Origin of the sequence: Chryseobacterium sp. sg2396, from assembly GCF_042610505.1 — a bacterium.
Lineage (GTDB): Bacteria > Bacteroidota > Bacteroidia > Flavobacteriales > Weeksellaceae > Chryseobacterium.
This window is the reverse complement of sequence record NZ_JBHGAQ010000022.1, coordinates 1-14374: the sequence shown is the minus strand read 5'-3', so window position 1 is coordinate 14374 and position 14374 is coordinate 1. Positions and strand designations below refer to the sequence as shown.

At 39.7% G+C, this 14374-nt stretch carries 15 protein-coding genes; 8 read left to right on the top strand and 7 right to left on the bottom strand.

The genetic code is table 11. From position 1 onward, the window contains the following. Nucleotides 1-150: 150 nt before the first annotated feature. Both ACED20_RS18680 and ACED20_RS18675 read right to left on the bottom strand, forming a co-directional pair. Nucleotides 151-525 (bottom strand): PleD family two-component system response regulator, encoded by a 375-nt coding sequence (locus tag ACED20_RS18680; protein ID WP_294203614.1) that lies wholly within the window; start codon nucleotides 523-525, stop codon nucleotides 151-153. Between the two features lie 3 nt (nucleotides 526-528). Then, on the bottom strand, nucleotides 529-2382 hold the full coding sequence (locus ACED20_RS18675; protein WP_378106263.1) for an ATP-binding protein: 1854 nt from the start codon (nucleotides 2380-2382) through the stop codon (nucleotides 529-531). A gap of 182 nt (nucleotides 2383-2564) precedes the next feature. Between ACED20_RS18675 and ACED20_RS18670 the strand changes: the two genes are divergently transcribed. The 3 genes from ACED20_RS18670 to secG all read left to right on the top strand — a co-directional run bounded on the left by ACED20_RS18670 (nucleotide 2565) and on the right by secG (nucleotide 6453). Beyond that, nucleotides 2565-3878: a pitrilysin family protein gene (locus tag ACED20_RS18670; protein WP_294294268.1), complete on the top strand. Its 1314-nt coding sequence runs from the start codon at nucleotides 2565-2567 to the stop codon at nucleotides 3876-3878. A gap of 51 nt (nucleotides 3879-3929) precedes the next feature. After that, on the top strand, nucleotides 3930-5975 hold the full coding sequence (locus tag ACED20_RS18665; RefSeq protein WP_378106260.1) for a M16 family metallopeptidase: 2046 nt from the start codon (nucleotides 3930-3932) through the stop codon (nucleotides 5973-5975). A gap of 130 nt (nucleotides 5976-6105) precedes the next feature. Next, the gene (gene secG / locus ACED20_RS18660) at nucleotides 6106-6453 is read left to right on the top strand and encodes a preprotein translocase subunit SecG (protein ID WP_294203620.1); all 348 of its coding nucleotides are present in this window, start codon (nucleotides 6106-6108) and stop codon (nucleotides 6451-6453) included. A 100-nt stretch (nucleotides 6454-6553) separates the two neighbouring features. On the opposite strand, the gene ACED20_RS18655 is transcribed toward secG, so the two are convergent. From ACED20_RS18655 to recR, 3 genes are read right to left on the bottom strand one after another with little or no spacing between them, the layout of a single operon-like run. Further along, on the bottom strand, nucleotides 6554-7393 hold the full coding sequence (locus tag ACED20_RS18655; RefSeq protein WP_378106289.1) for a glycosyltransferase family 2 protein: 840 nt from the start codon (nucleotides 7391-7393) through the stop codon (nucleotides 6554-6556). A gap of 9 nt (nucleotides 7394-7402) precedes the next feature. After that, the gene (locus ACED20_RS18650; RefSeq protein ID WP_294203624.1) at nucleotides 7403-8206 is read right to left on the bottom strand and encodes a glycosyltransferase family 2 protein; all 804 of its coding nucleotides are present in this window, start codon (nucleotides 8204-8206) and stop codon (nucleotides 7403-7405) included. A 14-nt stretch (nucleotides 8207-8220) separates the two neighbouring features. Continuing rightward, complete coding sequence (recR, locus tag ACED20_RS18645; protein ID WP_294203625.1) at nucleotides 8221-8835, bottom strand: recombination mediator RecR; 615 nt, start codon at nucleotides 8833-8835, stop codon at nucleotides 8221-8223. Between the two features lie 187 nt (nucleotides 8836-9022). On the opposite strand from recR, the gene ACED20_RS18640 reads away from it, so the two are divergent. The 5 genes from ACED20_RS18640 (at nucleotide 9023) to ACED20_RS18620 (ending at nucleotide 12820) form a co-directional block, all read left to right on the top strand. After that, nucleotides 9023-9628 carry a hypothetical protein gene (locus ACED20_RS18640; RefSeq protein ID WP_294306826.1) on the top strand — a complete coding sequence of 202 codons (606 nt, stop codon included), beginning with the start codon at nucleotides 9023-9025 and terminating at the stop codon, nucleotides 9626-9628. Between the two features lie 114 nt (nucleotides 9629-9742). Continuing rightward, a complete protein-coding gene (locus tag ACED20_RS18635) occupies nucleotides 9743-10102 on the top strand; it encodes a hypothetical protein (protein WP_294306829.1) in 360 nt (119 codons plus the stop codon). A 34-nt stretch (nucleotides 10103-10136) separates the two neighbouring features. Beyond that, nucleotides 10137-10628 (top strand): hypothetical protein, encoded by a 492-nt coding sequence (locus ACED20_RS18630; protein ID WP_345767370.1) that lies wholly within the window; start codon nucleotides 10137-10139, stop codon nucleotides 10626-10628. 85 nt (nucleotides 10629-10713) lie between these two features. Further along, a complete protein-coding gene (locus tag ACED20_RS18625; RefSeq protein ID WP_345767369.1) occupies nucleotides 10714-12159 on the top strand; it encodes an aminoacyl-histidine dipeptidase in 1446 nt (481 codons plus the stop codon). A 79-nt stretch (nucleotides 12160-12238) separates the two neighbouring features. Continuing rightward, a complete protein-coding gene (locus tag ACED20_RS18620; protein ID WP_345767368.1) occupies nucleotides 12239-12820 on the top strand; it encodes a TIGR00730 family Rossman fold protein in 582 nt (193 codons plus the stop codon). Nucleotides 12821-12954: 134 nt separating this feature from the next. Here ACED20_RS18620 and ACED20_RS18615 read toward each other — a convergent pair whose 3' ends face one another. Both ACED20_RS18615 and ACED20_RS18610 read right to left on the bottom strand, forming a co-directional pair. Then, on the bottom strand, nucleotides 12955-13398 hold the full coding sequence (locus ACED20_RS18615; RefSeq protein ID WP_378106256.1) for a hypothetical protein: 444 nt from the start codon (nucleotides 13396-13398) through the stop codon (nucleotides 12955-12957). Between the two features lie 4 nt (nucleotides 13399-13402). Further along, on the bottom strand, nucleotides 13403-14374 hold a 972-nt coding region (locus ACED20_RS18610), incomplete at its 5' end, for an RHS repeat-associated core domain-containing protein (protein WP_378106254.1).

Here is a 14374-nt window from a genome sequence, read left to right as displayed (position 1 = left end):
ATAAGGAGAATTCAAATTCTGATTCGTAAACATCTATACGCTAGTCAGTATTGATCTCCGGATTTAATTACATAACATATAATAAACCTTCAGAATTTTAGGAGTCCTGAAGGTTTACTGTAATTTATGAGAATGATAAATGTAAATGGTTTAATTTTCCTTGATATAGGTTCTTACGCGAGTAATCATATCACCCATATCAAAAGGTTTCGCAATAAAATCGTTGGCGCCGGCATCAAGGGCAGATTGTTCAAGGCCGCGGCTGGCAGACATGATAAGTACAGGAATATCACGAAGATTTTCATCAGCTCTTATGGTGCGGCAAATATCGCGTCCATCTTCACCGGAAAGCCACATGTCCATGAGGATAACGTCAGGTTTGGGTTGTGAAATCAAGGCATTGAGCATATCTGATCCTTTATAGAACTTGGCAACGCTTAATCCTTCGAGTTCCATCATCATTTCAATAGAATCAACAATTGCAGGACTGTCATCCAAGACTAAAATTTGGGTAGAAGTAGACATGTTTTATATTTTAATTTTAGGTATCTCGAAGCAAAAATCAGACCCCTTTCCTTCAATTGAGTGAACATATATTTTGCCACCCGTCCTTTTAATAATTTCCGATGAGATGTAAAGTCCTAATCCTAAGCCCGGAAACGTATGTTCCTTGGTACCGCTTACCCGGTAATACTGCTCAAAAACTTTCTGCCGCTTATCTTCCGGTATGCCAATTCCGAAATCTTTTACACTGAATTTTACCATATTACAGCTTATTTCAGTAGATACAATAATTTCATCAGCATCAGGAGAATATTTGATGGCATTGCTGATGAGATTGCTCATCACCTGTGAGATCCGGTGCCGGTCTGCCGTTACGTTTCCGATTTCATTGTTATGGAAAATAATTTTGTGCCTTGCTGTCATCTGCTGCTCTACAATTACATCTTCTGCAAGCTGGTCAAAATCGAATTCTGATTCATTGAGCTGAATCTTTCCATTCTGGATTTTGGTAACATCCAGTAAATCATTCACAAGCTCCGTCAGTTTATCGATCTGGCTGTTCATTCTTTTGGCTACCTCAGCATTTTTAAGATCACCCTGCTTGCTGAGGTTTGTCTCAATGAACTGAGTATATAGTTTAAGGCTCGTAAGCGGTGTTTTCAGTTCGTGGCTGGCAATTCCCAGAAAATTATCCTTCTGTGTCTGCAGCTGTTTAAAATCATCAATATCCGTAAAGGTTCCGATCCACTCACTGATTTCTCCGTTCTGATCAAAATTGGGTATTGCCCTTCCCAAAAACCATCGGTAAACCTCTGAATTTTCAGGATCTGCAAATTCATATTCTACCTCGAAAGATTTACCCGTTCTTACACTTTCTTCCCAGATCTTTGAAATTTTAGGGTAAATGTCAGGTCTGATAATTTTTCTGAGCGCTTCGTTGGGATCTTCATTTTTATCGAATCCCATGTGTTTATACCAATTGTCATTCATGTAATTGATCCTGCCATGCCTGTCACTGGTCCAGACAAACTGCGGCATGGAATCAGCAAGGTCGCGGTATTTCTTTTCCCTTTCCTGTACTTCTTTCCTGGCGGCTACAAGATCCGTAACATTTACAGCCGTATTATAGATCGCATATACTTCACCGGCAGAATTTTTTAAGGGCTTATATGAAAAGTTATAATAAAAAGTCTGAAGCCTACCGTCTACGACAAGGTCTGCTGAATCTTCCGTAGCCATATAAGTCTTTCCTGTTTTGAAAATATCTCTCAGGATACCGATAAACGGCTGGCCTTCCAGCTCAGGAAGTGCATCTTCGAGTTTCATTCCAATAACCGAAGCATCTTTTCCCCATGTCTTCAGCATCGGCTCATTGGCAAGCTCTATATAAAGATCTTCGGTCTCATAAATCGCAATACAGTAATCCGATTTTTTAATAAGATCCTCAAAACGGTATTCGCTGTCTATTAACCTACGTTCCGAGATAACCTGATCAGTAACCTCCGTAGCGGCTACGCTTATTGCTATTACTTTTTTTTCCTCATTATAAACCGGTGAATAAATGAAATTAAAGAAATGCTCTTCATAGCTTCCATATTTATTTAAAAATACGGGCCATTTATTACCGTTGAAAACCTCACCTTTCCGATAAACATTATTCAGGATCTCTACAAACCCCTGTGATTTTATTTCCGGAATTGCCTTAAATATCGATTCGCCTATTACCGAAGCATCCCTCCCCCAAAGCTCAAGCATCTGCTCATTTGCATTACTGATGATAAAATCGTCACCCATCAGCAAAGACATCGCCACCGGTGCCTGGCTGAATAAAGTGACCAGTGAATCATGAGAAATATTCTGGTGTGAAATGTTTTTCATTATTAAAGGGATTTCTTATTTACAAAATTAGTTTTTATTCTAATTCTTACTAATAAATTTAATACCACTTTTTATGATTTGAAAAAACTTATGAAAAGAAATTTTTGCGGATACAAATTTTATTTCAATAATGTAACAATTAACGTATTTTTGGGACTTATTGACAAAACAATTTCTACTTTATGAAAAAGCGACTTCTTTCTGTTGCTGCAGCGGCTTTCTTCGGAATGGCCCTGAATGCACAACAAATTAAATTTGAGGAATATGACTTGCCGAATGGTCTTCACGTAATTCTTCATCAGGATAATTCTGCTCCGGTAGTAACTACAGGGGTAATGTACCATGTTGGTGCCAAAGATGAAGTAAAAGGAAGAACGGGTTTTGCACACTTCTTTGAACATCTTTTATTTGAAGGAACTCCTAACATCAAAAGAGGCGACTGGTTCAAGATCGTATCTTCCAACGGGGGGCAAAACAACGCTAATACTACCAACGACAGAACGTATTACTACGAAACTTTCCCATCCAACAACGAACAGTTGGGACTTTGGATGGAAGCGGAAAGAATGCGTCACGCCGTTATCAACCAGATCGGGGTTGATACTCAGAGAGAAGTTGTAAAAGAGGAAAAAAGGCTGAGAATGGACAACCAGCCCTACGGAAACCTTTTTACTACCATTCAGAAAAACTTATTCACCAACCACCCGTACAACTGGCCGACGATCGGTTCTATGGAAGATCTTAACGAAGCGAAGCTTGAAGAGTTCCAGGCTTTCTATAAGAAGTTCTATGTTCCGAACAACGCAACATTGGTTGTAGCAGGAGATATTAAGCCTGAAGAGACTAAAAAATGGATCCAGGAATATTACGGAGGCATTCCGAAAGGAACGGTTTACCCTAAAAACTACGCGAAAGACGCGCCGATCACCCAGGAAAAAGAAGTTACGGCAACGGATCCTAACATCCAGCTTCCGGCATATGTATTTGCCTACAGAACTCCGGCAAATAAAGAAAAAGATGCGTATGTTTTAGACATGCTTTCTTCTTATTTAAGCAACGGTAAATCTTCCGTTTTATATAAAAAATTAGTGGACCAGGATAAGAAAGCCCTTCAGGTACAGGCTTTCAACCAGGGTCTTGAGGATTATGGAATTTTTGCCTTCTTCGCAATCCCGATGGGGCAGACTACAAAAGCGGCTCTTCAGGCAGACATCGATGCGGAAATAAAAAAGCTGCAGACAACCCTGATCTCCGAAGAAGATTACCAGAAGCTTCAGAACCAGTTTGAGAACCAGTTTGTGAACGCCAACTCAAGCATCCAGGGAATTGCGGCTTCATTGGCTACGAACCACGTACTGATGGGAGACACAAACCTAATCAATAAAGAGATCGATATTTACAGATCGATCACCAGACAGGATCTTCAGAATGCTGCTAAAAAGTATCTTAATTCCAACCAAAGAGTAATCATTAACTACGTACCTGAGAAAAAGTAACTTATTGGATTTTAAGTTAAAAAATGATTATTAAAAATTAAATTTTTACAAATGAAAAAGCAATTAACATATATAGCTGCAGCGTTTTTCTTCGCAGGAATGTTTTCAGCACAGAAAATAGATCTTAACGCCATGCCGAAGCCGGGCCCGACACCGGCCATCAATATTGCAAAACCGAAGACTTTCAAGATGAGCAACGGCCTTACCGTAATGGTGGTGGAAAACAACAAGCTTCCGCGTGTAAGTGCAAGCCTTACCATGGACAGACCTCCTTACTATGAAGGAAACGTAACGGGAGTAAGCGAAATCATGGCGGAACAGTTTGAAAACGGTACCACAAGCATGAGCAAAGATGCCTTCAATAAAAAGGTGGATTATCTTGGGGCTAACCTGAATTTCTCTTCCAACGGAGCTTCCGCCAACTCACTTTCAAAATATTTCCCTGAAGTACTGGGCTTAATGGCAGATGCTATCGTTAATCCTAAATTTTCAGCAGAGGAAATCCAGGATTCCAAGGCCAGAGCAATCGAGGGTCTGAAATCTGAAGAAAAAAATGCTTCTGCTATTGCTTCAAGGGTTTCAAACGCTTTGATGTACGGAAAAAACACGTCAAGAGGCGAATTTGAAACCGTTGAATCCATCAACAGAATCCAGCTGGCTGACGTACAGAATATTTATAAAAAATATTACGCTCCGGATAATGCTTATCTGGTGATCGTAGGAGATGTGAAATTCGATAAAGTAAAGTCCTTGGTTGAAAAGGCTTTCAGCGGATGGAAAAAAGCCAACACACCGATGACTCCGGTAGAACCCGCTGCCAATGTTGCAAAAACCGAGATCGATGTGGTAGACGTTCCTTCTGCCGTACAGTCTGTAGTTTCCCTAAACAATCTGAATACGCTGAAGATGAAGGATGCCAACTACTTCCCGGCAACCATTGCCAACTATATCCTTGGCGGTGGTGGTGAAGCAAGGCTTTTCATGAACCTTCGTGAGAAAAACGGATTTACCTACGGAGCTTATTCAAACATGAGCGCCAGCAAATATTCGCCGCAGTTTTCTGCAAGTGCAAGCGTAAGGAACGAAGTAACGGATAAAGCGGTAAAAGAATTCATGAACGAGCTTAACGCCATTTCTGCCGTAAAGCCTGAAGAACTTGAAAATGCAAAGGCCAAGCTTAAAGGTTCTTTCATCCTTGCCCTGGAGCAGCCTGCAACGATTGCGAGATTTGCCCTGAACCAGAAGATCCAAGATCTTCCGGATGATTTCTACACCAATTACCTCAAATCTATCGATAAAGTAACGGCTGCCGATGTATCGAATGCCGTAAAATCGACGATTATGCCAAACCAAAGCAGAATTTTCATCGCCGGTAAAGCTTCCGATATTTCTGAAGGACTGGAAAAATTAGGATACCCTGTAAAATATTATGATACGGAGGCCAATCCTGTAGCAAAGCCATCTGCGAAAAAAGTGGATGCCAATGTAACGGTAGCTTCTGTTGCCGATAAATACATCGATGCCATCGGAGGGAAAGCGAACGTTTCCAAAATTTCTTCGTATACCATAAACGCTGCGATGTCTATGCAGGGGCAGAGTCTCGAAGTGAAAACGATTAAGGCACAGGGCGGAAAAGAGTTGACCCAGGTTACCACTATGGGACAGACTGTTTTTAAAGATGTCTTTGACGGGAAAACCGGATATGCTGAGCAAATGGGCAGAAAAGTTCCTGTAACTCCTGAGCAGATCGCCGAAAAACAGAAGAATACCGAGGTTTTCGAAGAAATGACTTTCGCCAAATCTCCTGAATATAAGCTGACAGGCATCGAGAAAATCGGTGGTGAGGATTCTTACGCAATCAAAGGTCCTGAAACAACCTATTACTACAGCGTTAAAACCGGATTAAAGACCGGGGAAACCAGAACGGTAAAAGCACAGGGACAGGAGATCAGCGTCCCTACCTTATTCTCTAATTATAAAGATGTGGCAGGTGTAAAAATGCCTTACACGATCTCTGTAAACCAGATGGGAATGGACATGACCATGAACGTGAAGTCTTACGAGATCAATCAGGCAAAAGATTCTGATTTTAAATAAAAACCTTCTTATTTACATAAAAACGGCAGCTTTGGTTGCCGTTTTTTATTTTTGGAACATTTAAAGGATTCTTTCTTTGCTATTCCGCAAAAAAAGATTAAATTTGCCCATTCAAAAAGATATCAAATTAATGGATTCTATATTTATACTATTGATGGTTCTTATTATGATCGCCAGCATCTTACTGGTAATCATTGTCATGGCTCAAAATCCAAAAGGAGGAGGCCTTTCCAGCACGTTCGGAGGTGCATCTTCCGCACAGTTCGGGGTACAGAGAACCAACGACTTTATGGAAAAAGCAACATGGACGCTTGGGGGAACAATTATCGTTCTTATTCTGTTAAGCGTTGTCATTACAGGTAAGCCATCGGCTGCGACACCGGTTCAGGTTCCTGCCAAAAAAGAAGCTCCGGCTAATCAGAAAGCTGCGCCTTCTTCTACAACTGCTCCGGTTCAGACACCGGCACCGACTAAATAAGCAAATAATTATTTTACATAGAAAAAGCAACTCTGTATGGAGTTGCTTTTTTATTTTAATGTCATAAATCCGGGTAAAAAACTCTTAGCCCGATTTCCTGTTACTTCAACTTAATCTTTTCAATTTTATGCCGCAGATTCAGCCCGGCTTTCAGAAAGGAATATTGTAAGGGTTTGGACCTTTTATAATATTTATCAATGAAAATATGCATGGCTCCATAAAAGCGTTCCAGATACACTTCATCTTTTACGGTGCTTTCACCTTTATGATGAAGGATCGAAGCTTTGCCATAATAAAAGTTCCTGAAGCCTTTTCTCAGCACCGTATAGCAAAGATCAATATCTTCCCCGTACATAAAATACGATTCGTCCAGCCCGCCTACGTCTTCGTAAACCTCTCTTTTTATAAGAAGGAAAGCTCCGGTAAGCACCTCCACTTCTGCCACGGCCTGCTCATCGAGATCAAAGCGGTAATAGGACTTTGAACTGTTCTTTTTAAAGTTGGTAAAAAGCTTTTCAAAAGAATTGAACATATCCGGTACCGAACGTTTGCTTTCCGGCAGAAAACGGCCTTCCGCATCATGCATCCGTACGCCCAGGCATCCGAAATTTTTTTGGGAAACAGCGAAGTCCAGAATTTCATTCATATAAAAACCCTCCAGCTCCGTATCCGGATTCAGGAGCAGAATGTATTCACCTTTGGCGACATTAACGGCTTTATTGTTGGCTTTGGCAAAACCGTCGTTTGTTTCGGAGGAGATAAAAAGAACTTCCGGGAATTCGGGAATGAGTTCTCGCCAGGAAGAATCTGCAGAAGCATTATCTACCACGACTATTTCACAGCCTGTATCCGGCAGGTATTTGCGTAACGACGCAAGACAGTTCCGAAGCAATTGAGTGACATTATAGTTGACGATAATGACGGACAACTTCATATGAATCTCCTTAGGTTATTTTTTTAAATTATAATAATAGGTTCTCGTCAGCAAAAGTAAGTATTTCGTCTTATAAAAAGCCTTCAGTAGAAGATATTGAATAAAATTTATATTTTTTAAGGCATACATTTCCTTCAGGTTCCGCTGAAAACCTTTTTCCATTGCGGAAAGATCGGCCGAAAGCCCGGAAACCCCGAATGTCCTCTTTCCTCCACCGGCAATCAGCAGGCTTTCATTGAGAATATACATTTTGTTGTTCCTGGAGATCTTCATCCAGTAGTTCAGGTCTTCAGCGTACCGCTGGTCTTCGTTGAAAAATCCGGTATTTTCCAGCACTTTTCGCTTAAAGATAACCGTAGAAGGCTGTGCTTCATTGCGCAGGAGCAGTTTTTTAAAGGTAATTTCCGCTATATTATTCTTCACGCGGTACGGCAAAAGGATTTTATTGTTATTCCGGCGGGTAGCGATAAAATCTACCGATATATTTTTATCCGTAAGCAATGCCAGCTGCTTTTCGGTTTTTTCCGGAAGCCATTCGTCATCCGAATCCAGCAGGGCAATATATTGGCCTGAAGCTATTCTCAGACCCGAATTCCTGGCTTTTGAAACACCGGTATTGGACTGTTCCAAAAATTTTATATTCAAATCAGGATTTTCTCTGATGAATAATTCCACAACCTCTTTGCTTCCGTCTGTAGAGCCGTCGTTGACGATAATGATTTCAAATTCCTTTTTATCCACAGTCTGTGCTTTTATAGAATCCAGTGCAGACAGGATGGTTTTTTCAGCATTATATAACGGAATGATAACGGAAATCATCTTGAAAATTTACATTAAGGATTTCCTTCACTGTAAGGAAGCCTATTCATGATCGATCTGCCCAATGAAATCTCATCGGCATATTCAAGCTCATCTCCTACCGAGATCCCTCTTGCGATACTGGAAAAATTCACACCTGAATTTTTAAATTTTTTATAAATATAATATGCAGTCGTATCACCTTCCATTGTAGCACTCAGCGCAAAAATAAATTCCTTCACTGTGCCCTCATTAAGCTTTTTTTCAATGCTCGGGATATTCAGCTGGTTCGGCCCTACCCCTTCCATTGGGGAAATTTTACCGCCCAGAATCAGGTATTTTCCAGTGTACTTCCCGGTATTTTCAATCGCAATCACATCCCTTACATCTTCCACAATGCAGATCAGTTCATCATTCCGCTTATCGTTGCTGCATATTTCACAGACATCGAAATCTGAAAAATTATGACATTCTTTACAGTATTTTATATCGTTTACAAGGCTGATAAGGGATGTTCCGAGGCTCACTGCCCTGGAATTGGGCTGCTTCAATAAATGTAGCGCCAGTCGCAAAGCTGTTTTCCTTCCGATTCCGGGAAGCCCGGCGATTTCCTCCACCGCCTTTGCCAATACTTTACTTGGGTAATCCATAACACAAAAATAGTGATTATTGTTGAGAGTTTAGAGAAGATATCCATCCGTTTTAATTCAGAATTTAACAGAAAACACCATGTATCTTCTATTTTAAAAAATAGGAAACCTTCTATTGCCTATTTCCCTTCTTCAATTAAAAATCTTATCTTTGATCCACTAAATATTAACTTGAAAAATAAACCAAATGGCGCTTAACAACTTAAATTATCCGCTGGATTTTAAATTTAAGATTACCACGCTTTCGAGCGATTTCAACATTACGGACAGAAACGGGAATTATGTAGCTTACGTCCGTCAGAAAATGTTCAAACTGAAAGAAGATGTGATTGTTTTCAATGACGAGAGCAAATCCAAAGAACTTTTCAGAATCAAAGCCAACCAATGGATCGATTTTAACGCTTCCTATTCTTTAAGCGAAATTGCTACTGGCCGAAGCTTCGGAAGACTGGCCAGAAAAGGGATGCGTTCCATCTGGAAAGCAAGCTACGATATTCTGGACGCCAACGATCAGCCGAAATTCAAAATTCAGGAAGACAACGGATGGGTGAAAGTGTTTGATAATATGGTAGGAGAAATCCCGGTGATCGGGATGTTTACAGGCTATTTCCTGAATCCTTCGTATACCGTAACGGGGATGGATGGAAAAGCCTATTTCAAACTGAAAAAAATGCCGTCTTTCTTCGGAAGAAGATTCCAGCTCGACCGCCTGATCGACATTGATGATGAAGAAGAAAGTTTGGTCATTCTTTCATTGCTGATGATGACGCTGCTTGAGAGAGCAAGAGGATAATATCAACAGTAATATTCCAGCAGTTTTCAATCTATTAAAATATCATTTGATTTAGATGATACGATTATTTCCAACAGCAGATTCTCTTTAGAAAAAAGATCTTTTTTTGCTAAAATGATCAGAGCTGAAAGAATCCGATTGGGAACAATTGAATTATTTAGGGCATTAAGAGACCGAAAACATAAAATTTATATTTACACGACTTCTTACAGAAATGTTTTTAAAATCAAATTAATGTTTTTGTCTCATGGTATTCCGGTTGATTTTGTTATTAATCAGCAACTGCATGAGAAAAAGATCAGAAATAGAGGAAATATTTCTAGATTTCCTCCTGAATTCGGTATTGATGTTCATATCGATGATTCAACAGGGGTGGAAATCGAAGGAAAAAAATTTGGTTTTAAAACAATTATTATAGCAGTTGATAATACAGACTGGGTAAATACGATTCTGAAGAAAATTGATGAATTCTAATTTCAGAATTAAATTTTAATTAAATAATATTACGATGAAATATGTAATCATTTTCTTTTCAGCTTTCCTGTTGGTGGCTTGTAAAAAGGATAAGGAAACCATTTCCGGTTCAGCAAAAAAAGATTCTGTAACGATTGTTCAGGATACGGTAAAAGCAGAAACTTCCTCCGGTAAAATATTGGTAGACACTTTTCCTTTCCCAAAAGAAATCAAAGAATGCTCCTGTTATTTTGCCAAGAACAAGACTGATTTTGAAAACGAAAAGTACATCTATGCCGATGATGCCGGGAAAACCGCTTACATGAAACTGGACGGGAAACGAGTAGCCATGAACCTGATCTCTTCCAGCGATATGGAAGTGGATGAAGAACTGAGCAAAGAAATCGAAAGCGGCGATTATAAAATTTCCGTACAGGGAAAGAAAATCAAAAGCGAAGAAGCCCTGCTGTTTGAAGGAACCATCAGGATCGAAAAACCTGACGGAACCGTTGTAACGCTGCCGATCTATGGAGAATGCGGATGTTAGACGGCTTATGGCTTCCTGCAAAAATATAGCTTCCGTTTTTACGGAAGCTTTTTTTTATTTTGTAATTTTGATAAAAATAAATTCAATGGAATTATCGAACATAGAACCGCAGGTGATCTGGAAGAATTTTTCCCGATTAAATGCAGTTCCGAGACCGTCAAAAAAAGAAGAAAGAGTTATTGCCTTCATCAAAGAATTCGGTGAAAACCTCGGACTTGAAACCACGGTGGATACCGTAGGAAATGTAATCATCAGGAAACCGGCAACCGCAGGTATGGAAGACCGGAAATCCGTTGTGCTTCAGTCGCATCTGGATATGGTCTGCCAGAAAAACAATGATGTGAATTTCGACTTTGAAACGGAAGGTATCCGAATGGAAGTCGACGGCGACTGGGTACGGGCAAAAGGAACAACCCTGGGAGCCGATAACGGACTCGGTGTAGCCACGATTATGTCGGTCCTGGAAAGTTCGGACATCCCGCATTCCGCGCTGGAGGCCCTGTTTACCATCGATGAAGAAACGGGAATGACGGGGGCTTTAGGTCTGAAACCGGGACAACTGACCGGTGACATCCTGCTCAACCTGGATACGGAAGAAGACGATGAAATTGATATCGGCTGTGCCGGAGGAATCGATGTTACAATTTCCCAGAATTATAAAACCGAGGCGGCCAAAGGCCAGATCATCCGGTTTGAAGTAAAAGGACTTCAGGGCGGCCATTCGGGAATGGATATCCACAAAGGTTTCGGGAATGCCAACATCATTGTGGGGCGTCTTTTATACAAAGCGCTGGAAAAAGAAAACATACAGCTGGTTTCCATCGACGGCGGCGGATTGCGAAATGCCATCCCGAGAGAAGCCGTAGCGATTGCCTCTGTTAGAAATGCACAGGAATTCATAGATGAACTGACCAACGGCCTTAAAAATGAAATCCTGGAAGAATTTGCAGGCATTGAAACAGGTCTTCAGATCAATATTGAACACGCCACCACTTCAGATCATGCTATTTCTGAGGCGGATTCAAAGAAAATCATTTTAGCTTTAAAATCACTTCACAACGGGGTATACCGAATGAGTCCGGATGTAAAGGATTTAGTGGAATCGTCAAACAATTTGGCAAGAGTCGAATTAAAAGAAGGTTCCTTAAAAATTTTAAATCTTTCCAGATCATCTGTGGAATCGTCAAAGGATTCTGTGGCGGAACAGTTGAAATCGGTAGCGGATCTGGCCGGAATGAATACGGTTTTCAGCGGTTCTTATCCGGGATGGAAGCCGAAGCCGGGTTCTGAGATCGTTCAGCTGATGGAGAAGATCTATACGGAAAAATTCACGGAGAAACCTCATGTCGTAGCCTGCCACGCCGGACTGGAATGCGGAATCATCGGGGCCAATTACCCTGAAATGGAAATGGTAAGTTTCGGACCGACGATCCGTGGTGCGCACTCGCCGGATGAAAAGGCCAACATCCCTTCCACCCAGAAATTCTGGAGCTTCCTGAAAGATATTTTAGCGAATATTCCACAGAAATAAAATTCTAAAATTGCTATACTGAAATATCCAAAGTCTTTTGATTTTGGATATTTTTGTTTTATTTATCTAAAATTAAATCATGAAAAGCATTACCGTATTCTGCGGATCGAGTTTCGGTTCGGACGATATTTATAAAGAACAGGCAACCTTATTGGGACAAACCCTGGCCAGACAGGACATCCGATTGGTATATGGCGGAGCAGATGTCGGCCTTATGGGTGCTGTGGCAGATGGAGCGTTGAATTCCAACGGGAAAGTTATCGGTGTTCTCCCCCATTTTTTACAATCGAAAGAAATTGCCCACAAACAACTGACCGAACTCATTCTCGTGGAAACCATGCACGAAAGAAAAACCAAAATGAATGATCTCTGCGACGGCGTGATCGTTCTTCCCGGAGGCTACGGAACGCTGGAAGAATTCTTTGAAATGATTACCTGGGCGCAGCTCGGTCTTCACCAAAAACCGATCGGAATTCTGAATATTGATGGCTTTTATGATGACCTTATTAGAATGGTTCAGACAATGGTGGATAAAGGTTTTTTAAAACAGGTCAACCGGGATATGCTGCTGATCAGCGATCGTATTGAAGATCTTTTGGAAATGATGAAGAATTACAAAGCACCCACGGTTGGAAAGTGGATTTCTAAAGAGGAAGTTTAAATGATACTTAGATTCAAGCTTAAAGACTTTCATAACACACAAACCCACCGTGAATACGATGGGCTCTTTGTTATCTGCTACACGATGTAATCGTGCGATAGTGGGAGAAAGATATTTTGTTAAGGAGCGACTATTTAATTTGTCCTTATCTGATTCGAAAATCTTATAATCCATTTATTTTGATAATAAAATAAATATATAATTCTAAATGACTTATTAAGAGGTATTTCAAAACATGTTTTAGTATTTTCTCCCTGTATATTCATAATATATTTATCACTTCCATCCATTTTATATATTAATTTTCCTGTATACTCATCAGGGTTGCTATTATTCGTTATAACTGACCTATCAAAAATGTTGTTTTTATTAATATCTAATTTTACTTTATCATTAAAATTGTTTTCAAAATAAATTAAAAAATAATTTTTATCCTTTTCTTTTTTAGACAATAAATTTTTTTTTGATTTGTCATATTGAATTTCGTAATTATTGCTACATATACTTTTCTGGATAGAATTTTTATGACTTTTACAGCTAAATAACAAACATATTAAAAAAAATATATATACTTTCATAATTTTATGGATTTTGCGGCGGCCGTGGTTGTTGACTTTGGATTTTACGATCCATCGAATTAAATTGACCTGGAGTTAAATTTGTTCCACTCGCATTTAATTTATAGTTGTCATTAGGATTAGCTCCTGAATTTAATAGATTGCTTTTAATTGTATTTGGCTGAACAGTTGGTGAATTCTGATTAACATCGGAAACATGATCTCTATTTTCCCAAGGATGATCTAACCCAGCAGAATGCGCAGCTTCATGATTAAATGATCTGGTAATATCACTTGTTTCTCGTCGAGTGCCATCAACTTTAGCAGTAACACTAAATGAATTTACTTGACTCTCTCCTCTGATTGCGGTTACACCTCCTTGATAAGTTGAATATTCACTGTCATTTGCATCCGTCAATGGTGTACTTACTTGATTACTTAAGTTAACTTTCATAGTTGAATTATCCGAAATTGTTAATTGAGCTCTTGCTCCGTCAGCTCCAAATACACTTGAAAAATCTGTTTTTATTGACTCTATTAATCTATTATATTGCCTTTCATTAAGTCCAGCATCATTCGTTACTGATACAGTCAATTTTCTTTCTATTGTTTTTCCTTGATCATTTTTTACTGTTACCCATTCTAAACCTTCTAACTCTCTACCATCAATAACTCTATTTTCTGCAAATGCATAAGTACTGTTATAAGGTAATTTTTCAGCAAGCGGGTCTATGTTAAAGAACCTTCCCACGTCCGGCATATAATTTCGCCACTTAAAGTTATAGAAACCAGTCTCTTGCAACTCCTGCTCCTGAAATTTATAGTTCTTGTAAGACCCAGCCCCAAAGAAAGAATTCCCACTCTTCAGATGATTCATTCCAAACGGATAATAATCATTTACATCCACCAGTTGCAAAGCTCCTGAGCTGTTTCTTCCGAAACTGATCCTTACATTTCCCAAATGATCTTTATACTGGTAAATATACTGATCTTTTTT